This is a genomic window from Amphibacillus sediminis NBRC 103570 (genome assembly GCF_001552275.1).
Classification (GTDB): Bacteria; Bacillota; Bacilli; order Bacillales; family Amphibacillaceae; genus Amphibacillus_B; species Amphibacillus_B sediminis.
Genome location: NZ_BCQW01000001.1, coordinates 170210 through 191729 on the forward strand (window position 1 = coordinate 170210; position 21520 = coordinate 191729).

Genomic DNA, 21520 nt, shown 5'->3' on the forward strand with positions numbered 1-21520 from the left:
ATTTGCTCTGAAAATCTATGGTATCCGGCCGAGGCTTTAACTTTATTCAGCCGGGTTTGTCCATACTGAGTGCAATACAAATAGGTATTCATCTCATGGGAGACTTCTGCTTAATGACGTTAGTCGTATTATTAGCTACTTAACTCAATATACTCGTTTAGCCTAAAGTTGAAACCTACTTACAAGCTGATTTAATTGATCTGATAATAAATACAAATGGTCGGATTGCTCGCGTAAATGATCGACAATCTCCTTTTGCTGTTGGATAGAAGCTGCTGTTTCTTCAATCCCCACCGAGCTTTCTTCAGAGATAGCAGCGATCTGATTCATACTACTATACATCTGTTGACTATTTTTCTCAATCCCTTGAATTGACTGGTTAACTTGTTCAATCGTACTGTACATCATTTGCATGGCTTCATTAATTTGATCAAAGAATGAAGTTGCGGTTTCAAACTCATTAACCCCTCGTACGGATTGATCTGCTGTTTGATTTAATGAAAAGCCTAAATCTTTCGCATCAGATTGAATTTTATCAATAACAGCTGCTATATCAATTGCCGATCGACTGACCTGATCTGCTAACTTTCGAATTTCATTAGCAACTACAGTGAACCCTTTTCCAGCCTCTCCCGCTCTAGCAGATTCAATTGCAGCATTCAAGGCTAGCAAATTAGTTTGTTCGGTTATGGCATTGATAACCTCTGTCAGTTGACCAATATCGTAAGTTCGTTCCTCAAGATCTTGAATCTTACCGACTGCACGGCTAACATCATCATTGACTTGCTTCATCTGATCAAGTGACCGTGTCATTTGAGTGACACCGTTTTTTGCCAAATCAGCAACCCCATTGGCTTTATCTTGTAAGGCATTCGATTGATTTCTGACAGAATGTATATCCTCATCTAAGCTATGACTCGCTTTGGCAATTTGGCTTGAAAGAGTAGCTTGGCTCTCTGCTCCTGCGGCAATTTCCTGCATACTCGATGTTAATTGCTCACTTCCAGATTGTAGCTCCAAGCTAGCTTTACTTAAGAGCTCACTCTGCTTATTGACATCAGCTGAAGTCTTTTCAGTTTGTTTAAGCGACTCATTGAGGTCATGAATCATCGTATTCATGGCATCTGTTAGTTGAGTAATTTCCCTACCCCCTTTTTTAATCACTACTTGTTCATTTAAATGACCATTAGCTACGGCCAGAGCTTTATTTCGCAAGTACAAGAGTGGCTTAGCAATACTATTAGCAATAAAGAAAGAGACGAGAATAACACCAACCAAAACGATAACTGCTGTAATTAGAACAATCTCACGTAATTGACTGATTGATTTTAAGGCTATTTGAGTTGGCTCACTAACTAGCAAAACCCAATCATTCCCATTGTAGTTCTCATAGCCGGAGCTTGTCGCAAAACCAACAATTGCGTCCTCACCTGTGCTCATTACCGATTGAATAACACCTGACTCTCCAGTACTTGCTTGATTAATCACTTGAAAGACAGATGAATCTTCATCAAATTCTGCATCTATCTCTGCTACATCTACACTAGCTGATGTAACGGTATCAGCTATTTTCGTTCCATCTTTCGTCACTAATTCAACAATACTATGATCCGATACAATTGCATTAATATCTTTCCATATGTATTCAGCATTAAACGCAGCCTCTAGCATACCGACTAATTCCACGTCCTGATAAACCGGTAGGTAAAACATAATGACAAACTCCTCAAGAGCTGGCTCATAAGTAATCTCGGAAATTGCTTGTCCCGATTCAATAGCCATCTGCCACATTCTTGAATTTAAATTGGCCTTTGGCAAAAATGATCTGTGGGTTTGGGCTAAGGGTGTGCCATCTGGAGCCATTAGATTTATAGCTTCAAAATAATCATATTTTTGTAATTGTTTGATTAAAAAGGTGTTATCAGTTTGTTGATTAATCAAAACTGTTATTTCCTCTGACTCTGCTAGCAATTGGATCTCTCGTGAACGTTCGTAGATCATACGGTCTAACTTTTGCATCTGAACCTGTGCAAAGTCCTGTACCTTAAATCCCACTTCATCAGCTAATGCCTGAACAGCTTGTTTATAAACGATTACCCCAACAATAAAAACAGGTAATAGCGCAATAAGACTAAAAGCTAGTATAAGTTTCCCCCTAATTCCTTGTGTTGTCATCTTTTTCTTTGTATTAAAATCCATTCAACCACCTCTCGGCTTCTTTGTGAAAACAAACACAATTATACTATATTTTAGAGTTGATTATGTTAACAATTTACGAAAACATTGGATATATAACTTTTTCAGGCATTAAGAACTAATCATTTGTTAACAATTTATTCACTTATAAAGAACAAAAGCGCAGAGCGCCCGCTTAAAAACGTAGCGACTGGATCGAATCAACTGAGATGATGACTTATCGTAAGGCGATTCGTGAAGTCGCCTAGTTTTTGGCGCTCGAAACTGGACGTCGCTAAACTGGTTGCCTACATGTTATCCACTTCCGAACAATTTATCATTTCCTAGACAGTAAAAAAGCTGCTTGATGATTTTTATTAAATCATTAAAGCAGCTTTAAGCAAATATGCCTTGCCATATTTGCGCCCAGATTTAATTCAGCCGGAGGTCGTACCCTCACTGAATCGAATACAAATGGCATTAGGAAACGTCTGCTGAATGGAAAGCAAGCTTAGATTAATATATCGGGGTTGTCTCACCTGATATGTTTTCAAGAATCTCTTTAACATGTGACATAAATCGACCACATATAACACCATCCAGAATACGATGATCTAATGATAAACATAAATTCACCATATCACGCGCAGCAAACATATCGTTAATGATAACCGGGCGTTTAACGATGGATTCGACTTGCAAAATAGCCGCTTGCGGATAATTAATGACCCCCATTGATTGAACCGAACCAAATGTGCCAGTGTTATTAACCGTGAATGTGCCGCCTTCCATATCTTGATGTGTTAATGTACCATTTCGAGCTTTTTGCGCTAGCACATGTATGTCTTTAGCGATTCCTTTGATACTTTTTTCATCAACATTTCGGATAACCGGAACATATAGCTCCTTTTCACTTCCGATGGCAATCGATAGATTAATATCCTTGTGCTGAATGATTTTATTCCCCGCCCAAGAACTATTTAATTCAGGAAACTTCTTCAATGCTTTAGCTACTGCATTTAAGAAGAAGGCAAAGTAAGAAAGATTATAACCTTCCGTTTCCCTGAAACGATTCTTTTCATCATTTCGATACTTAACTAAATTTGTCACATCAACTTCAATCATCATCCAAGCGTGAGGTATCTCTGAAGTAGCTCTGACCATATTAGTTGCAATAGCTTTTCTAATCCCAGTCACAGGAATTTCCCGATCACCAGGTAAGCTTTCTAATAGCTGAGATGATTGAATGGTTGGCTTTGGCTTAACCGTTTCCGCTCCATTCTCTTCCATACCTTGTTCAATCAGCTTTTGAATATCTTTACGGGTAATTCTTCCCCCACGACCTGTCCCCTGAATTTGTGCTAAGTCGATTTGATGCTGACTAGCTAACGCTAAAACAGCTGGTGAGTATCGCTGTCTCATCGAATGGTTTTCAGCTAACTGATCTTCTGCTGCTGCTAGTTCAGTCTGATGACCTGGTTCAGTTTTTATATCGTCGATCGTTTCATTTTCGAGTTCGACCTTACATATTTCAGTTCCTACTTTTACAGTTTCTCCTTCATTAATTAATAATTCAACGATTTTACCAGAGAATGAAGCTGGTACCTCTGCATTAACCTTATCTGTCATTACCTCGACTAATGGTTGATACTTTTCCACTTGCTCTCCTTTGGTAACAAGCCACTGACTTATTGTACCTTCTGTCACACTTTCTCCAAGTTGTGGCATCGTTATTGTCTTCACATTCATAAATTCACTTCCTCCATTCGAGCCATGATTAAAATGCAGCCAGTTCTTTTATGGCAGCCTTAATCTGATCCTGATTTATCAAGAATTCTTTCTCTAAAGTTGGAGCAAAGGGCATTGCAGGTACATCTGGGCCAGCTAACCTTTTGATTGGTGCGTCTAAATCAAATAAGCAATGCTCACTAATAATCGCGGCTACCTCACTCATTATACTTCCTTCTTTATTATCTTCAGTTATCAATAAGACTTTACCGGTTTTCTGAGCTGCTTTAATAATGGCAGCCTGATCAAGCGGATAGACTGTACGCAAGTCTAAAATGGTTGTCTCTATTTGGTCTGAGTCAGCAAGCTGATTGGCTGCTTCTAATGCATAATGTACAGGTAACCCGTAAGTGATTACCGTTAAATCGTCTCCATCACGAACTTGATTGGCTTGACCAATTGGGATAACTTCATCGTTTTCAGGTACTTCTTCTTTTAATAAACGATACGCTTTTTTATGCTCAAAATACAGGACAGGATCAGGATCTCTAATTGCTGCTTTAAGCAGTCCCTTAGCGTCACGAGGACTTGAAGGGATAACAATTTTGAGTCCGGGCTGATTAGCAAATAACGCCTCAATTGATTGAGAGTGGTATAATGCGCCATGTACACCACCACCGTAAGGGGCACGAATTGTAATGGGGCAACTCCAATCATTATTCGATCGATAGCGTAATTTAGCAGCTTCAGACACAATCTGATTAACAGCTGGTAAAATAAAATCTGCAAATTGCATTTCGGCTATTGGCTTCATCCCATACATTGCAGCTCCTATACCAACACCAGCAATAGCTGATTCAGCTAGTGGTGTGTCGATGACACGGTCTGCTCCGAATTGCTCATATAAGCCTTCTGTTGCTAGAAAAACACCACCACGTTTTCCAACGTCTTCTCCTAATATAAATACCTTTTCGTCCCGCTCCATTTCTTCACGCATTGCTGCATTTATCGCTTGAATATATGATAATACTGGCACTACCTTCCCCTCCTTATTCGTAATAGACACCATGATAAAGTGATTCTGGTGATGGATATGGTGCCGTTTCTGCATAATCAGTTGCTTGGTCAATCTCTTCTTTAACTTGCTTTTCTATCTCAGCATCTAGATCTTCTGTTAATACATTATTTTCGATTAAATATTGTTTAAAGACAATCAAACCATCCTTCTCTTTCGCCTGTTCAACCTCTTCACTAGAACGATAGGTACGTTCATTGTCATCGCTTGAGTGTGGGGTTAATCGATAGCTGATTGTTTCAATTAATGATGGACCATTACCGGAACGAGCTCTGTCAGCCGCCTCTTTAACAGCTTGATAGACAACTAACGGATTATTTCCATCAACTGTTACTCCAGGCATACCATAACCGATAGCACGATCTGAAATTTTCTCACAGGCAACTTGTCTGTTTAATGGCACAGAAATGGCATATTGGTTATTTTCAACCATGATAATAACAGGGAGTTTATGCACAGCTGCAAAGTTTGCTCCTTCATGGAAATCCCCTTGATTCGTTGACCCTTCTCCTAAGGTAACATAAGCGATCGAAGAATCTTGATTCATTTTACAGGCTAATCCGATCCCAACTGCATGAGGTACCTGGGTGGTCACAGGCGATGAGCCGGATAGAATTCTTAATTTTTGCGAACCAAAATGACCAGGCATTTGCCGACCAGCTGAATTCGGGTCTTCTGCTTTAGCAAAGGCTTGTAGCATTAATTCCTTAGCTGTCATTCCTAATGCTAGCACAACCCCTACATCTCGATAATAAGGTGCGGTATAATCTTTTGAGCGATCAAGGGCAAAGGCTGCGGCAACCTGCTGTGCCTCTTGCCCCTGACAAGATACAACAAATGGAATTTTACCTGCTCGATTTAATAGCCACATTCGCTCATCGATACGTCTTGCTAATACCATTAAGCGGTACATTTCTAATACATTGTCATTGCTTAATCCAAGCTCGTCATGTTTCAACATCTTATGGATGCTCCTTTCTCTTACCCATGAATTTTTGCATGATCAATTGCTAATGCTGCTTCCTGAATGGCTTCACTTAATGAAGGATGGGGATGAACCGTCATTCCCATTTCTGCGGCGGTAGCATCTAGAATAAATGCTAATCCAGCCTCTGAAATCAGCTCTGTTACTTGATTACCGATCATATGAATACCTAGTAAATCTTTGGTTTTCGTGTCGGATATTATTTTTACAAAGCCAGAATCGTCACCATTAATGATTGCTTTGCCTATTGCTGTAAATGACATCTTTCCAATCTCGACTTGGTATCCCTGTTGTTTCGCTTCTTGTTCAGTTAAACCAATAGCGGCAACCTCTGGACTTGAATAAACACAGCTCGGAGCTATCAGCTGATCTGTCGTTAAATTCGTATGTCCCACGATATGCTCAACAGCTAGTTTCCCCTCATTAGCTGCTACATGAGCCAATTGCTGTCCACCTATGACATCACCAATCGCATAAATATGTGATTCCTTGGTTTGATAATTTTGATTGACCTTGATAAACCCAGACTGGTCTCTTTCTATTGAGGTATTTTCCAATCCAATATTTTCTGTTCGAGCTGTTCGTCCAATTGCAACAAGCACACGGTCTGTCACTAGTGCTTGCTCTTTTTCATTTTGTTTAACGTTTAGTTTAACCTTTGGAGCCATAATTTCATGACTTGTGACTTGAGTGTTCGTTAAGAGCTTTATACCTTTTCTGACTAATTTCTGTTCTAATGCTTTAATAATTTCGTGGTCAAAATTCGGTAAAATTTGCTTCTCTGCCTCTACTAAATAGACTTCAACATCAAAATCAGCTAGCATAGAGGCCCATTCTACTCCAATCACACCTCCTCCAACGATCACAACCTTTTCAGGTAGTGCCTCAAGATCAAGGGCATGGTTCGAAGATAGAATATATTGACCATCGAACGGTAAAAAGTCAACAGAACGTGGAGTAGACCCAGTTGCAATGATGACATTTTTACCGATTAACATGGTATTGTCTCGCCCATCGCTATGCTCAACCGAAATAGTCCCAGCCAATGGTGAAAAGATCGATGATCCTAACAGTCTGCCGTAACCATGATAAAGATCCACGTTATTTTTTCTCATCAAGTGCTGTACCCCTTGATAAAGCTGCTTAACTATTTTTTCTTTTCTTGCTTGAACGTTACTAAAATGAAGTGTATATTTGTTTGTTTCAATCCCATATGCTAAGCTTTCTTTTATTGTCTGATAGACCGATGCACTTTTTAATAAAGCTTTTGTCGGAATGCAACCACGGTGAAGGCAGGTACCACCTAATAAATCCGCTTCAACTAATGCTACCGATAGGCCTAACTGTCTGGCACGAATAGCCGCAACATAACCTCCCATACCACCACCCAATATGACTAGGTCATAATTTTCAACCATAAAAAAGCTCCTTTTTATTAATAATATGATGTAATATTTTATTTTAACCTTTAACTTTATCATATCGCTAATTGATTCATTTAGCAAGAATCTTTTATACATGATATTAGTAACAGGTATTAAAAATTGATAAGATTAGGCGATAGCAAGTAAAAATGACCGTTCGATCAAGCAAAAAATTAAAGTGTATGTACAACGCTCTTTGCCTTAGCATCATCCATAAAAGAAAAACCTCTTATACATTTAAAGTTATAAGAGGTTCAACTAAGCTTATATAGTTAAAATGATTCAATGAAAAAGGCTTGATATAATGACTGGACTGCACGATCCACGGCTTCTTCTTTAATTCCAAACATTAATGAAACTTCTGAGGATCCTTGATTAATCATTTCTATATTTACCTTTGCATCAACAAATGCCTTAGTGGCTCGGGCTGCTGTTCCTATGTAACTGTGCATCTCCTCACCAACAATCATAATTAAGGCTAACCCGCGTCTAGTATGGACAAGATCCGGTTCAAGCTCCCGTTTGATTCGATCAATAACGGTTTGCTCTTTTTCCGGAGTCATTTGATCCGCCCTTAAAATAACCGATAAATCATCAATCCCAGATGGAGTATGTTCAAAGGAAATACCCTCATCCTCGAGAATATTTAATAGGCGACGACCAAAGCCTATTTCCCTATTCATTAAATATTTGCTTACATATAGGCTCATAAATCCTTTATCACTAGCAATCCCAACTACAGGATTCCCCTTAACTCTTTTTTCTGAAACAATAAATGTCCCTGAACCATTGGGGTTATTAGTGTTTTTAATACACACGGGTATTTTAGCTTTTACTGCAGGAATGAGTGCTTCTGCATGAAAAACAGAAAATCCTGCATATGACAATTCACGCATTTCTTTATAAGTCAGTTCAGTTATTTCCTTTGGTTGATTTACAATTTGTGGACTAACACAGTAAACAGAGTCAACATCTGTAAAGTTCTCATATAAATCTGCTTTTACACCAGCAGCAACAATTGATCCTGTAATATCAGATCCCCCACGAGAAAAAGTAACAAGCTTTCCTTTTTTCGTATAACCAAAAAATCCTGGTATGACGACAATATTATTTCGCTCTCTAAGTTGATATAATTTAGTAAAGCTCTCATTTAATATTTGAGCACTTCCTGGTTGATCACTCAAGATAATTCCCGCATCCTTAGGATTTAGATATGTGGCCTTGATGCCAAGACTCACTAAGTACTCACTTAAGACTTTAGCTAAGGCATCTTCCCCAATTGCCTTTATGGCCTCAAGCTTACTTTCAATGGTCTCATCACTAGCGATAATGGCATTGACATCATCATTAATATCTGTAAGCACGCGACCAGATAAATTTAAATCACTGATGATCGATTGAAAACGAGCAATAACAGCTGTTAGTTCAGCTTGATAATTCTGACCATGGCGGTAAGCTTCACCAAGCTTAATTAATAAATCTGTCACCTTAATATCTGCATTATCCCGTTTTCCCGGAGCGGAAACGACAACCACTCGTCTTGATGAATCTGCTTGAATAATACGAGCTACTTTTTTTAACTGTTCAGCATTTGCTACCGAGCTTCCCCCAAATTTGGCTACTTTCATGATATACATCTCCAATTATTTTTTCTATGAGTAAAATATTATCACATTTACAGCGAAATTGTTATGATAAAATTCAGATTATTCATGAGATTGGAGAATTTGTAGCAATGCTTTCATGTTATTTCATCAAAATTAAAACTTTACCGTTTAATTAACATCTGTGTCCAATACTTCCCATCTTCTACATAGCCTACACCAATATGGGTAAAGTCACCTAAAATATTGGCACGATGTTCAGGACTTTGCATCCATGTCTTAATTAAATCATGCGGGGTTTGTTCTCCTCTTGCTATGTTCTCTGCGGCTCGCAAATAATATACACCAAAGTCATCCATCATCTCAAAAGGGGTACCATAGGCTGGACTCGTATGGGAAAAGTAATTATGCTCAAGCATATCTGCCGACTTCTCGCGAGCAACTTGAGATAAACTTAAATCAGGTCTAAGTATGGGTAGACCTTGTCGTGCACGTTCTTGATTAGTTAACTGAATAACAATGTGCTCAGTATGTTTAATCGCGTCTGAATTTGGAATTCTTACTTTGTCATTAGGATAAATAAGATCAGGATTGTCAAATTGAGGATTTGCTTCAATGATTTCCGTCACAGCTAATTGATGTTGAATAGCAATTTCCCATAAAGAATCGCCTTCCTTCACCGTATAAGTGGTCTCAGCTAAAGAAATAATCGGATTTATCAATAAAAATAATAATATAATCAAAAGCTTTTTTTTCATCATAAATCCTCCTTTTTTAATTTAGTTTCGTAAAAAAGGAGCCCAGTTATTCATTTTTTTTAAGGAAATCATTTAATATAGGATCCTTATCTAAATACTAATGGTAAGCTACGGATGATAACAACGGTCGGGAAAACAAAAGCTTAAACAGTACTTAAGCTATTACAAACCGCTTTAATTCGATTTCTTTCATACTACAGGGATGATTTCAATTGGAAAACTTAATTCATCGAGCTATTACGCTAATTGTTTAAGTAGTCTTAACTGCTTTTTAATCTTTTTTTGAGCCCAGAGATAATGACTGGATGTATTAGCGATAAAATAAGCAGCAAGTGAAGTTGTTTTAGTCCAAGGATAGCGTTTTTTAGTAAAAAGCTCCTCATCCGTATGCTTTTCAATAAGCTCCAACATACGATGGTGCGAATTGTTTAGTCTCGTCTTCGCTTCCGCTAGTGAGGTTTGCTGATATTTCTGCCAAATCTTTAAATTTAGTTCAGGAAGCTGGCGCCATGTAAATCCTTTTGCTGGGGTTTCAGGATTTTTCTGTTCGACCACACCTAACTGATACCAGCCCTCAAGCATGATGTGCCACTCATGCAAATGGACAAGGACGTCTCGAATATTCTTATCTCGATCTTCGAATAAGAAAGCTTTATCCTGATCTGCGGGCGAAAGAACATCGATTAAGTCGATTAGGTGCTGGTACTGATGTTTGGCTTCTTCTAATAATTCATTTTTGTTTTTTGGTTTTGGCATGCTACGTTCCTCCTAATTTAATTTAAGCTTAGTATAAATATACCAGCAAAAAGATGACATCACACGTCATATTTCATAAAAAAATAATAAAAAAACTAATAATTTCTTCCCATCCTCAGATGATAGATAAAGTGAAACTTCGTTCAATGGGGAGGCCAAGCATAGGATAAGCTCGTGCAGACGTTGCGACAAGACGCCACGAACCTTAGTCAGCTTCCTCCCCCCCCACTGATCGCAGATAGGCATTCATTTCACCATTTACATAGAAGGGGGAGATTTCTGCAGGATGAAGTTGAAACAAGCTCCATCAGTCTTCGTCGCTCTTATTTGCTTTTATTGGCAGGTATTGTTTACCGCAAATAATACAACAATTATTAAAGTAACAGTACCTATGCCTTTTAAAAAAACGACATTGTATCCAGTGCTTTAATTTCATTAATAGTCCTCCCCCCTGTCAGCAGATAAACGAAAACCATTGAATGATTAAAGGAAAAAGCATATCCTGTCAATTCTCCATTATACTTTCGATTAAACACTTGGGATCGATCTAATTACTCTTTCACATATATGCTAAATAAGCTTTTATATGACTTGATTTACTTTTTTAATCACACTTTAAAAAGAGCAATAAAGTGAAACTTCGTTCAGTGGGGTTTCGAAGCATAGGATATGCTCGTGCAGACGTCGCGAACTTAGTCAGCTTCCTCCCTCACACTGAACGTTAGTTGAACCAATCGAGCCGTTACTGGCTGTTGATCTCCCACTTAGACATAACATGTTCCCTCATTGACAGTTACACTGCAAAAAAGTCAAAAAAAAAAGCCCTCCCTTAACGTCTTATTGACGAAAGGGAGGACATATTATTTATACTCTAAACTAGGTGTTGGTAAGTGGATACCCATTTATCAGTAGCCTTAACTTGCTCGATATTCTAATCGCAAGTGATCGGCCACCATCGCAATAAACTCAGAGTTCGTAGGTTTAGCCTTTGTACTGCTAACCGTATAGCCAAATAAATCTGAGATCGAATCAATATTTCCACGACTCCAAGCCACTTCAATAGCATGACGAATAGCACGTTCAACTCTTGAAGGTGTAGTATTATATTTTTTGGCAATATCCGGATAAAGTACTTTTGTTACAGAACCAAGTAATTCAATGTCATTAAAAATCATGGTAATCGCTTCACGTAAATACATATAACCTTTAATATGAGCTGGAACACCAACTTCATGAATGATGTTCGTAATACTTGCCTCTAGATCAAATTTATTCTGCTTATGATCAGCATGTTTAGCTGTTTTGCGTTCTTTAACTGGTTTGCCATAGACCTGCCTTACTTGATCGGCTAAGTATTCAAGATCAAATGGTTTCAAGATAAAGTAGGAAGCACCTAAATCAGCTGCCTTTTTCATTACATCTTCTTGACCAAATGCTGTTAGCATAATAACATGAGGCTGTTTCGATACATTTAATTCCTTCATTTTAGCCAATACAGCTAACCCATCCATATGAGGCATGATTATGTCGAGTATTACGATATCAGGATGACATTTTTCTAGCATAGCCAGGCTATCCTTACCATTAAATGAGGTACCAACCACTTCAATATCTGATTGTTCCCCAAAATATTCTTCCATTAGCCTTACCAATTCTTGATTATCATCGACCAAACAAACTTTAATTTTTCCCACGATCGTATTTCCTCCTTATCTTTCCTTGACTCCCCTATGTAATTTCGACAATGAGTTGCTTTTCCCTTTTTTTATTGGCAAGAAAATTATTATTCGATGAAAGTTCTAAGTATTCGATTTTTTAACCGAAATAATTGGTAAATAAAAGAATATTTGTCGAATAATATTTGTTAATCTTATTATAGCATATTATTCCAAATTAAAACGATATGGAAGCATAATAATTGACAAAAAAAACGGTAATACAGCTAATAAATAGCTATGTTACCGTTCCCTCGTCTATTTACCCATAATTGTTAACTTGCATAAGACATTGATTCTTCATGATTAATCCCAGCCTCATCTAACATCCATTCAATATGAATACCGTAGCCCGAAGTTGGATCATTGACAAAAACATGTGTTACGGCACCAATTATTTTGTTATCTTGAATAATTGGGCTTCCACTCATACCTTGCACAATTCCTCCGGTTTCCTTTAATAATTTTTCATCAGTTATTTTTAAAACCATGCCTTTAGTTGCTGGGTTTTTTTGATTTATTGCATTGATAATCTCGACATCAAATGCTTCAATTTCCTCTCCGTCGATTACAGTCAATATCTGAGCCGGACCTTCTTTTACTTCCTCTGGTCGGCTTACTGTTAAAGGCTCAGACCATTGGCTGTCCAATAAATCATGTTCAAGCTCCCCAAATACACCAAATGAACTATTTTTAGTAATACTTCCGAGCATTCCATTTTTCTTATTAAAGGATGCTCTTTTTTCTCCCGGCTTCCCACTATCACCTTTTTGAATGGATGTAATTGTAGATCTAACAATTGATCCAGACTCAATTTCTATAGGCTCTTTTGTATCCATATCAGAAATGACATGACCTAAAGCGCCATATTTTTTGGTGACTGGATCATAAAAAGTCATCGTACCTATACCTGCAGCGGAATCTCTAATATATAAACCCATGCGATACCCTTCTGTTTTCGTATCATATTTTGGTCTAAGTTCTTTGGTAAATGTTTTATTGTCTCGTTTTATTTTGACAAGCATGGCTTGATTTTCCTCAGCGGCATCTTCCACAAATGGTGCAATCTGGTCTATCGATTGGATCAATTGTTCATTGATACTTAATATGATATCGCCAATTTCGATCCCTGCCTCTTGACCTGGTGAAGAGGGATTTTCCTCGTCACCAACATGGTGAAAGCCAACAACTAAAACACCCAAAGTTTGTAAATTAACTCCGATTGATTGGCCTCCAGGAATGACCTGGTAACCACTACTTACATTGACGTTAACTTTTTTAAATGGAATACCGTTGTAATGATAAAATAAAGAAGTGTTCCCTGAGGTTTTTGGTTTGAGTTGATTTTGACTTATCTCAACAACTTGATTTGATGATTGATCAATAGCAACATTCTTTCCTAAAGTTGTAATGGGAATAGGTTCAGTCGATATGTTAATCTGGTTAGGAACTGCCAGAAAATCTTGAATGATTGACAAAAAAGGTAACACGAATATAGTTAAAATAACGGTTATGCCGCATAAATATCGCCATTTATTATATTTCACAGCTCACGCTCCTCTACTCAAATTTTATTTATCTGTACCTCTAATTTGACCTTGAATCGATTATTTTAAACCCAGTAAAGTTCTCAAAAATAAGAGAAGATTTCCACTCATAATTCGAACATAATCAAGTTTCAATGTTGGCATTTCGGTATAATATTCCACACATATAATTAGTAAAAAAAACAAAAAAAAACACATCAGCTATCAACTAATGTGTAAATATTTTAGGTCTTATAGTCATTCGCATGATGAATTAATTCGTTTGCATGATCAATAGATGTTTGAGTTAAGGCACTTCCTGTAATCATTCGTCCAATTTCTTCAACACGTTCCTGATGATCGAGCAATCTAACTTTCGTTAAGGTCCGCGACTGATCCATTTCTTTTTCAATTAATACATGGTGGTCAGCCATCGCAGCTACTTGAGGTAAATGAGTAATACAAAGTACTTGAGATCCTGTTGCAATGCGATAAATCTTTTCAGCAATTGCTTGTGCAACTCTTCCACTTACACCGGTGTCAACCTCATCAAAAATCACAGATGTAACACCTTGATGTTTGGCAAAAATCTTTTTTAATGCCAACATGATTCGAGATAGTTCTCCACCTGATGCTACTTTATTTAATGGCTTAACAGGCTCTCCAGAATTGGTTGAGAGTAAAAATTGGACACGATCAATCCCTGTGGGACCTAACTGTACAGGTTGTCCGTCAATGGTTACACCGCCATCTTGCTGTTGCTTTAACTGAATTTCAACTTGAAATGTTGCTTTTTCTAAATATAAATCCTTTAATTCTTTTTCAATTGTATCAACGAGTTTTTTAGCAGCCTGTTGCCTTAATTCATGTAAATGTCTAGCTTCTGCTAACGCATCTTCAGATAGCTCTTTAATTTGCTCTGCTAGCTGTTGGATAGATTGATCACGATTTTGCAGTTGATCAATTTCATCTTCGATCTTAGCTGCGTATTCAAGCATAGCATTTACGTTAGAACCATATTTTTTCTTTAAACGGTTTAGTTCACTTAAACGTGATTCCACAACATTTAAACGTTCAGGATCAAATTCAAATCCTTCTAAGTATTGGCGTAATTGATAAGATAATTCTTCAATTAAATAATAATAATTGGAGAATTCCTCTTTACTTTTATTAAGACCAGGTTCATAACTACTTGCTGTTTCAAGACTATTTAACGCTAATGATAACCAATCTAGACCTTTTTGTTCTCCATGTAGTGCATTATAACTTTCTTGTATACTTTGGTATATTTTTTCGAAATTAGCAAGACGATCACGTTCTTCTTGCAATGATTCATCTTCTCCTGGCACCAATTCCGCTTGCCTTAATTCATGAATTTGGAAGTTTAGCAAATCTAATCGTTGTGCTATTTCCTGTTCATTAAAATTAAATTGCTCAATACGATTTTTTAAGGTATTTAATTTATGATAAATCTTTTGATAATCCTTTAATACGTCGTCCAACTGATCATGAAAATACATATCGAGTAAGCGTAAATGACGATCAACATCCATAAGTGACTGCGTTTCATGCTGGGTGTGGATGTCAATGAGAACCTTTCCAAATTCACGCAAAATAGCTAAAGTCACTAAGGAACCATTAATTCTACAGATACTTTTGCCATTTTGACTAATTGTCCGATGTAAAATAAGCATCCCATCCGAATTTAGCTCAAGACCATATTTTTCAGCCATAGTATAAACTTCATGTTTTTTATCATGTATTAAAAATAATCCTTCCAATGTTGCTTTATTGGCACCATGGCGAATATATTCGGTTGAACCTCTTCCACCAGTTAAAAGCTGAATCGCATCAATAATAATCGATTTACCGGCACCGGTTTCTCCAGTTAAAACTGTTAATCCTTCGTTAAACTCTAAAGTTAAGTGTTCAATAATAGCAAAATTTCTAATTGAAAGCTCAGTTAACATAACTGCTCACCTCAATTTATAACTAGTTACAACATAACTAGGAATCGTTTTTTAATATCCTCGGTCTCTTTTTCATTACGACATATGACTAGTATCGTATCGTCTCCGCAAATGGTTCCCAAAATTTCTTCCCAGTCTAAATTATCGATGAGAGCCCCTAATGCATTGGCATTACCCGGTAACGTTTTTAAAACAAGAAAATGACTTGCTTTGTCAACACTGACAAAAGCATCACGCATTAACCGCTTTAACTTTTCTAGAGGATTAAACCGCTGATCAGCTGGCAAGCTATATTTATAGCGTCCGTTTGACATGGGTACCTTAACTAAATGGAGTTCTTTAATATCACGGGATATCGTTGCTTGAGTTACATTATATCCCTGATCTCTTAAAGCATCCACTAATTCATCTTGTGTTTCTACATCATGGTTGGTAATGTATTCCCGTATTTTGATATGACGTTGGCCTTTGTTCATAGTATCTTCCTTTCCCGCACTTTATTGATGAGCGTGATGAGCTTGATCAACAATATTTTCAACCATGTTTAAATCCTCTTGCTGTTTTATCGGTTTATCTAGCTCAAGTTTAAAATGGGCTAAAAATTCAATATTCCCATCACCACCTGTTATTGGTGAGAATGTTAAATCACAAAGAATAAAGCCATGATCAGCAGCTTGTTTAATCACATTCATGAGGACTTGTTCATGTATTTGACGATCTCGAACAATACCTTTTTTGCCAACCTGTTCACGTCCTGCCTCAAATTGTGGTTTGATGAGCGCAACTACATCACCACCGCTAGACATAATCGGTTTTAATGCTGGAAAAATAAGCTTGAGTGAAATAAACGAAACGTCTATCGTTGCCATTGTTGGAATACCTTTATCAAACATTTCAGGTGTCGCGTAACGAAAATTCGTTCGCTCCATTACAACCACACGAGGATCCTTTCTTAGCTTCCAATCGAGTTGATTGTAACCAACGTCAACAGCGTAGCAAAGCTTAGCTCCATTCTGAAGTGCGCAGTCGGTAAACCCTCCTGTAGAAGATCCGATATCAATCATGACTTGTTCACGAACATCTATCTTAAATGTATTCAAAGCTTTCTCTAACTTCAGTCCACCCCTACCCACGTAAGGGAGAACATTTCCTTTAACAGTTAATGGAATATGCTCTGAGACTTTAACTCCAGGTTTATCTAAACGTTCCGCTTCCGAAAATACTAAACCAGCCATAATGGCACGTTTAGCCTTTTCTCTCGTTTCTGCTAACCCTCGTTCTACTAGTAATACATCTAATCTTACTTTTTTCTCTGCCATATTTATCTTACCCTTTTAATTGGTGTTACGACCATTTTCTTCACTTGATTAATAATACTGGCCTTATCTAACCCTGCTTCTTCTAGTAATTGATTGACATGACCATGTTCATAAAAATAATCTGAAATTCCCATCCGCTTAATTGTTAAATTAGAATAGCCATGCCTTTCAGCATTTTCCAAAATAGAGCTTCCAAAGCCCCCCATTAATGTGGCTTCTTCTATCGTCAAAATGGGTTTTCCCGTTTTAAAAAGCTGGAGCAAGTATGCTTCATCTAATGGTTTAATAAAACGGGCATTAACTACCTCAACAGAAATGCCATAATCACTTAACGATTCAGCAGCTTGTAAAACCAAATCAATACTCGTACCAAATGTTAAGATAGCTAGATCTTGCCCTTTACGAAGAACTTCCCATGATCCTATCGGTAATATCGATACTTGTTTTTTTGGAGTTACACCCGTCGCATTCCCCCGTGGATAACGAATGGCAATAGGTCCTTCTTGGTAGTGCATAGCTGTTTCAAGCATATCCCGACATTCATTTTCATCTTTAGGCATCATGATCACTATATTTGGCATTGAGCGTAAAAAGGCAATATCATAAATACCATGGTGTGTTTCGCCATCTGCTCCAACAAAACCAGCTCGATCAATGCCTATAATTACATTGGCATGAACTCGACAAATATCATGTAAAACCTGATCATACGCACGTTGTAAGAAAGTTGAGTAAATTGACAAGAATGGTTTCAGGCCTTGACTGGCAATTCCTGCAGCCATTGTTGTAGCATGTTGTTCCGCAATACCGACATCAAATAATCGATCAGGGTACTTTTCTTGAAAAGCTTCAAGCTTAGATCCAAGAATCATCGCAGGTGTGATTACCACTAGCTTATCATTTTGACTCGCTTGCTTGATTAATGCATCACTTACTACCTTACTCCATGGCTCTCCTTTACTTTTCTTTGTTATTTTTTCCCCAGATTCAATTTTGTATGGACCCACTCCGTGCCATTTATCTTTTAAATCGGCCTCTGCTGGTAAGTAACCCTTACCTTTCTTAGTTACAACATGAACGAGTACAGGTCCTTTTGTCTTCTTAGCAAACCCTAAATGTTTTCTTAATGCTGAGATATTATGTCCATCTACTGGGCCAAAATAAGTAAATCCAAATTCTTCAAAAAGCATACCTGGAACCATAAAATATTTCATACTATCCTTGAAGCGTTCCGCAACTTTGGCTAATCCTGAGCCAAAAGTAGGAATTTTGCGTAAGATTAACTCCACTTCATCCTTAACCCGATTATATTTACCTGCACTTCTCATTCTTCCTAGGGCATGGTGAAGTGCCCCAACATTACTAGCAATAGACATTTCATTATCATTCAAAATAACAATGATATTCTTCTGCTCATCTCCAATATGGTTGAGGGCTTCCAAGGCCATTCCTCCAGTTAAAGCTCCATCACCAATTATCGGGACAATATGGTGAGACTGATCAGATAAATCTCGAGCAATAGCCATCCCCATTGCACCAGATAATGATGTTGAGCTGTGTCCTGTTTCCCATACATCATGTTCACTTTCCTTTTGCTTGGGAAATCCAGATAAGCCTTGATATTGTCTTAATGTTTTAAAGTCCTTAGCCCGACCTGTTAGAATTTTGTGGACATAAGATTGATGGCCAACATCAAATAGAATTTTATCGGTAGGACTATTAAATTCACAATGAATGGCCAAAGTTAACTCTACCACACCTAAATTAGGGCCTAAATGCCCACCTGTAACAGCTAATTGTTCAATCAAAAACTTTCTTATTTCATATGCTAGAACGTTTAACTCATCCTCTGTTAGCTTTTTCAACACAGAGGGGTTTTTAATTTTAGTCAGATCCATGAGGGTCCTCCTATTTCTAATCCTGTCTTTTTTTCTTAATAGCCTTTAAATTAAACTTACTCTCATAAAATGCAATAACTTTTCCTACGAAAATAATTATGGAAGTCGAATAATGGATTCCTAAGAATTTCCCTAGGGCTTTCCCACCTACCGTTATGGCTGCAACTATACTTGTTAGAATAACATTTAATGCGATCTGTCCAACAGAGCCTTCACTGTGCCCAAGGACATTTGCAAATTGAATAATAATAATCGCCGAAGCTGTCCCACTAATAATACCAGATATATCGCCGATAACATCATTACAAAAACTCGAAAACCGATCTGCGTTTCGGATAATTCGAACCGCTTGCTTTGCACCAAAAACCTTCTCAGCAGCCATAGCATGAAACGGTGTCTCGTTAGCAGCAGTAGACGCAATTCCGATAGAATCAAAAAAAACCCCTATTAATACAATGACTAAGAGAATGATAAACCCGATTGTCCAGGAAACTCCACTTAGTAAAGAGGATGATATAACTGAAAAAACAGCCGCTAACACAAATGTGATAACGGCAATGCTTAAACTAAATTTAATTGATTTATTTAATTGCGATCGTGATTTTGACATTTGTAACTCCTCATTCTTAGATATGTACCGTAGAATGGTCACCCAATAGGTAAAAACTACGGCTTAGGTCCAGTAGGTTTTCCCAAATGCATACCGAATGTTGCCATTCTGGCGGTTCCCCTTTAAATACATTTTAGCCCCGTCACCGAAGACTAGACTGGATTACCACTTAGTCCGTACTATAATCCCTATTAAGTGTCAATTATGAACAGTCTAGGAGATTTCCTCAGCAACTCTTAACCACTTCCTAGCCTCTTTTGCAACTTTGATTTCATATAGATGAAGCATCGCATTTAGTGGCCACCTAAATGTTAGCTAAGACTATAATCCCCTCAAAAGTCACTCAAGGCAGGCTACGCTGACAGTAAAATCCCCATGTCATTTACTGATCAGGTTCATACCCCATTCCATCGTGATAATTTGGCTAAATTATCATGACAGAGATGGGCCTCCGCGGAAGCAGGGTCAACGCCCACATGCCTTTGTGGATCGCCCTACGACCTTAACTCCCAGCACCGACCCAAGGCTGGGCGCCTCAAGCCGACACAAGGAACTTCATCGATGTGCCCTTTGGCAGATTTTTAGGCCCGCCTTCAAAAGTGGAGAGTTGACTAGAATACTGCACCATTCTATATAAAGATATTATAACATAGTTAAGATAATTTAGCTAATAAATTGAAACTTCGTTCAGTGGGGGTTCGACGCATAGGATGTGCTAGTACAGACACGTTGCGACACGACGTCGCGAACTTAGTCAGCTTCCTCTCTCCCCCACTGAACGTGAGTTGAATCTAATTATGCCGTTACTGGCTGTTGGATCTCCCACTTCCCCTTATTTCTTGAAGGGGGAGTCTTACAGTACACTGCGATAAACACTAGACTCAAATACACCTTAGCGTATTTGCACCCAAATTTTATTGAGCCTTTGCTCGATAAATTTCTGTTGAAATCTGTCGCATCCGCTGATGGTTTAACTTTATTCTGCCGAGTTGGTACCTCTACTGCATGGAGTACATATTTGCATTTATCTCACCACTTAGAAGCGGGAGTATTTTGCTGAATGTTAAAACGCTTAGATCTTTTAGTAATTTATTGTTCTCGATCACTTAAATATTCAATTAATTGTGCCAATATCGAATCAGATATACCTGCTTTTTCTAAAGCTCGCTTTGCCTGGTTAATTTTTATTTCTTTTTGTTGAATCGCACCTGATAGCCCTAACAATTTAGGATATGTACTTTTGTTTTTATCAAGGTCGCTGCCGATCGTTTTTCCCAATTTTACTTGATCGCCAGTTATGTCTAGAATATCATCCTGAATTTGAAAAACAAGTCCCAACTGTGTGGCACAATCTATAATATCTGTGAGTTTTTCTGACGGCGCATCAGCAAGATATGCCCCTATCTCCATTGCATAAATAAATAATTGGCCCGTTTTTAACTGATGTATCTCCTCTAATTGTTCAATCGAAATATCCTGGTCTTCTAATTCTATATCCAACATTTGTCCAGCAACCATACCTGTTATACCTGAAGCCTCGCTCAAACGCTGAATAACGTATACCTTTTGATTATCTGTTAACTGGTTAGCTTGACTTATCATTTGAAAGCTTAAAGTTAACAGACCATCCCCTGCTAAAATAGCAGTAGCTTCATTAAATTGAATATGATTAGTTGGTCGCCCTCGCCTTAAATCATCATCATCCATTGCTGGTAGATCGTCATGAATAAGTGAATACGTATGAATCATCTCTAATGCGGCTGCAACAGGCAAGACCTTTTCCAGATTCCCACCAAAAGCCTGGCAACAAGCTATCATTAAAATTGGCCTAATCCGTTTCCCGCCTGCTTCAATTGAGTAGATCATTGATTCCCGTAACGGGTTGGGGATGGATTGTGGCTTAATGAAGTCTAATAGGGTTTGATTAATTAACGACCGTGTCTCCTCAATATAAGCAGAGAGATTCGGCTTCATGCC

General features: G+C 37.9%; 17 protein-coding genes. 1 reads left to right on the top strand and 16 read right to left on the bottom strand.

What is annotated here, in order from left to right; translation table 11 throughout:
* Positions 1 to 162: 162 nt before the first annotated feature.
* The 8 genes from ASE01S_RS00840 to ASE01S_RS00875 form a co-directional block, all read right to left on the bottom strand.
* Positions 163 to 2199, bottom strand: a complete 2037-nt coding sequence (locus ASE01S_RS00840; RefSeq protein ID WP_067836740.1) for a methyl-accepting chemotaxis protein — start codon at positions 2197 to 2199, stop codon at positions 163 to 165.
* A 492-nt stretch (positions 2200 to 2691) separates the two neighbouring features.
* Positions 2692 to 3924: a dihydrolipoamide acetyltransferase family protein gene (locus ASE01S_RS00845; RefSeq protein WP_067836743.1), complete on the bottom strand. Its 1233-nt coding sequence runs from the start codon at positions 3922 to 3924 to the stop codon at positions 2692 to 2694.
* Between the two features lie 28 nt (positions 3925 to 3952).
* Positions 3953 to 4939: an alpha-ketoacid dehydrogenase subunit beta gene (locus ASE01S_RS00850; RefSeq protein WP_067836746.1), complete on the bottom strand. Its 987-nt coding sequence runs from the start codon at positions 4937 to 4939 to the stop codon at positions 3953 to 3955.
* 13 nt (positions 4940 to 4952) lie between these two features.
* The gene (locus ASE01S_RS00855; RefSeq protein WP_067836749.1) at positions 4953 to 5939 is read right to left on the bottom strand and encodes a thiamine pyrophosphate-dependent dehydrogenase E1 component subunit alpha; all 987 of its coding nucleotides are present in this window, start codon (positions 5937 to 5939) and stop codon (positions 4953 to 4955) included.
* Positions 5940 to 5959: 20 nt separating this feature from the next.
* Positions 5960 to 7381, bottom strand: coding sequence for a dihydrolipoyl dehydrogenase (lpdA, locus tag ASE01S_RS00860; protein ID WP_067836753.1), 1422 nt, complete (start codon positions 7379 to 7381; stop codon positions 5960 to 5962).
* A gap of 278 nt (positions 7382 to 7659) precedes the next feature.
* Complete coding sequence (locus tag ASE01S_RS00865) at positions 7660 to 9015, bottom strand: aspartate kinase (RefSeq protein WP_067836756.1); 1356 nt, start codon at positions 9013 to 9015, stop codon at positions 7660 to 7662.
* Between the two features lie 140 nt (positions 9016 to 9155).
* Positions 9156 to 9749 carry a CAP domain-containing protein gene (locus tag ASE01S_RS00870; RefSeq protein WP_067836760.1) on the bottom strand — a complete coding sequence of 198 codons (594 nt, stop codon included), beginning with the start codon at positions 9747 to 9749 and terminating at the stop codon, positions 9156 to 9158.
* 237 nt (positions 9750 to 9986) lie between these two features.
* Complete coding sequence (locus ASE01S_RS00875) at positions 9987 to 10505, bottom strand: ClbS/DfsB family four-helix bundle protein (protein ID WP_067836763.1); 519 nt, start codon at positions 10503 to 10505, stop codon at positions 9987 to 9989.
* Positions 10506 to 10791: 286 nt separating this feature from the next.
* Between ASE01S_RS00875 and ASE01S_RS15685 the strand changes: the two genes are divergently transcribed.
* The gene (locus ASE01S_RS15685; RefSeq protein ID WP_157065118.1) at positions 10792 to 10935 is read left to right on the top strand and encodes a hypothetical protein; all 144 of its coding nucleotides are present in this window, start codon (positions 10792 to 10794) and stop codon (positions 10933 to 10935) included.
* Positions 10936 to 11419: 484 nt separating this feature from the next.
* Here ASE01S_RS15685 and spo0A read toward each other — a convergent pair whose 3' ends face one another.
* From spo0A to ASE01S_RS00915, 8 genes are all read right to left on the bottom strand, one after another.
* On the bottom strand, positions 11420 to 12199 hold the full coding sequence (spo0A, locus tag ASE01S_RS00880) for a sporulation transcription factor Spo0A (RefSeq protein WP_067836766.1): 780 nt from the start codon (positions 12197 to 12199) through the stop codon (positions 11420 to 11422).
* A 296-nt stretch (positions 12200 to 12495) separates the two neighbouring features.
* On the bottom strand, positions 12496 to 13767 hold the full coding sequence (gene spoIVB / locus ASE01S_RS00885; RefSeq protein WP_067836769.1) for a SpoIVB peptidase: 1272 nt from the start codon (positions 13765 to 13767) through the stop codon (positions 12496 to 12498).
* Between the two features lie 224 nt (positions 13768 to 13991).
* The gene (gene recN, locus ASE01S_RS00890) at positions 13992 to 15716 is read right to left on the bottom strand and encodes a DNA repair protein RecN (protein ID WP_067836773.1); all 1725 of its coding nucleotides are present in this window, start codon (positions 15714 to 15716) and stop codon (positions 13992 to 13994) included.
* A gap of 26 nt (positions 15717 to 15742) precedes the next feature.
* Complete coding sequence (ahrC, locus tag ASE01S_RS00895) at positions 15743 to 16192, bottom strand: transcriptional regulator AhrC/ArgR (protein ID WP_067836776.1); 450 nt, start codon at positions 16190 to 16192, stop codon at positions 15743 to 15745.
* A 21-nt stretch (positions 16193 to 16213) separates the two neighbouring features.
* Entirely contained in the window at positions 16214 to 17035 is an 822-nt protein-coding gene (locus ASE01S_RS00900; protein WP_067836780.1) for a TlyA family RNA methyltransferase, read from the bottom strand.
* Positions 17036 to 17037: 2 nt separating this feature from the next.
* Positions 17038 to 18933, bottom strand: coding sequence for a 1-deoxy-D-xylulose-5-phosphate synthase (gene dxs, locus ASE01S_RS00905; protein ID WP_067836783.1), 1896 nt, complete (start codon positions 18931 to 18933; stop codon positions 17038 to 17040).
* Between the two features lie 16 nt (positions 18934 to 18949).
* On the bottom strand, positions 18950 to 19543 hold the full coding sequence (locus ASE01S_RS00910) for a hypothetical protein (RefSeq protein WP_067836786.1): 594 nt from the start codon (positions 19541 to 19543) through the stop codon (positions 18950 to 18952).
* A gap of 1089 nt (positions 19544 to 20632) precedes the next feature.
* Entirely contained in the window at positions 20633 to 21517 is an 885-nt protein-coding gene (locus tag ASE01S_RS00915) for a polyprenyl synthetase family protein (protein WP_067836791.1), read from the bottom strand.
* Between the last annotated feature and the right edge of the window lie 3 nt (positions 21518 to 21520).

What these genes read in the sequence shown, in the direction of transcription:
- ASE01S_RS00840 (WP_067836740.1), bottom strand. Translation starts at nt 2,199, where the DNA reads ATGGATTTTAATACAAAGAAAAAGATGACAACACAAGGAATTAGGGGG.
- ASE01S_RS00845 (WP_067836743.1), bottom strand. Translation starts at nt 3,924, where the DNA reads ATGAATGTGAAGACAATAACGATGCCACAACTTGGAGAAAGTGTGACA.
- ASE01S_RS00855 (WP_067836749.1), bottom strand. Translation starts at nt 5,939, where the DNA reads ATGTTGAAACATGACGAGCTTGGATTAAGCAATGACAATGTATTAGAA.
- lpdA (WP_067836753.1), bottom strand. Translation starts at nt 7,381, where the DNA reads ATGGTTGAAAATTATGACCTAGTCATATTGGGTGGTGGTATGGGAGGT.
- ASE01S_RS00865 (WP_067836756.1), bottom strand. Translation starts at nt 9,015, where the DNA reads ATGAAAGTAGCCAAATTTGGGGGAAGCTCGGTAGCAAATGCTGAACAG.
- ASE01S_RS00870 (WP_067836760.1), bottom strand. Translation starts at nt 9,749, where the DNA reads ATGAAAAAAAAGCTTTTGATTATATTATTATTTTTATTGATAAATCCG.
- ASE01S_RS00875 (WP_067836763.1), bottom strand. Translation starts at nt 10,505, where the DNA reads ATGCCAAAACCAAAAAACAAAAATGAATTATTAGAAGAAGCCAAACAT.
- ASE01S_RS15685 (WP_157065118.1), top strand. Translation starts at nt 10,792, where the DNA reads ATGAAGTTGAAACAAGCTCCATCAGTCTTCGTCGCTCTTATTTGCTTT.
- recN (WP_067836773.1), bottom strand. Translation starts at nt 15,716, where the DNA reads ATGTTAACTGAGCTTTCAATTAGAAATTTTGCTATTATTGAACACTTA.
- ahrC (WP_067836776.1), bottom strand. Translation starts at nt 16,192, where the DNA reads ATGAACAAAGGCCAACGTCATATCAAAATACGGGAATACATTACCAAC.
- ASE01S_RS00900 (WP_067836780.1), bottom strand. Translation starts at nt 17,035, where the DNA reads ATGGCAGAGAAAAAAGTAAGATTAGATGTATTACTAGTAGAACGAGGG.
- dxs (WP_067836783.1), bottom strand. Translation starts at nt 18,933, where the DNA reads ATGGATCTGACTAAAATTAAAAACCCCTCTGTGTTGAAAAAGCTAACA.
- ASE01S_RS00910 (WP_067836786.1), bottom strand. Translation starts at nt 19,543, where the DNA reads ATGTCAAAATCACGATCGCAATTAAATAAATCAATTAAATTTAGTTTA.
- ASE01S_RS00915 (WP_067836791.1), bottom strand. Translation starts at nt 21,517, where the DNA reads ATGAAGCCGAATCTCTCTGCTTATATTGAGGAGACACGGTCGTTAATT.